This window comes from Bradyrhizobium sp. Leo114 (genome assembly GCF_055229415.2).
Genome location: NZ_JBUYEN020000281.1, coordinates 1 through 255, shown reverse-complemented (window position 1 = coordinate 255; position 255 = coordinate 1). Strand labels below are relative to the sequence as shown.

Sequence of the window (255 nt, the reverse complement as noted above, 5' to 3'; positions counted from 1 at the left end):
AAGCGCTGCATCTGATTGTGGACGGGCTACCCGCGCACAAGAAGGCGGTGGTCAAGGACTACGTGGCGAGCACGCAGGGAAAGCTGACGCTGCACTTTCTTCCGGGATATGCCCCGGATTTGAATCCGGACGAGCTCGTATGGAGCCATGCCAAGCGCACTGGCAATGCACGCCGGCCGCTGCGCGCAGGCGAGAAATTGGAAGACCGAGTCCGCACCCAGCTCGCCGACATCGGCAACAGACCAGCTTTGGTGC

1 protein-coding gene is annotated in these 255 nt (G+C 62.0%); it reads left to right on the top strand.

Translation table 11 applies throughout. The annotated features are described in order from the left end of the window. A partial coding sequence (locus ACZIRK_RS45750; RefSeq protein ID WP_474419916.1) for a transposase occupies positions 1 to 255 on the top strand: 255 nt, incomplete at both ends.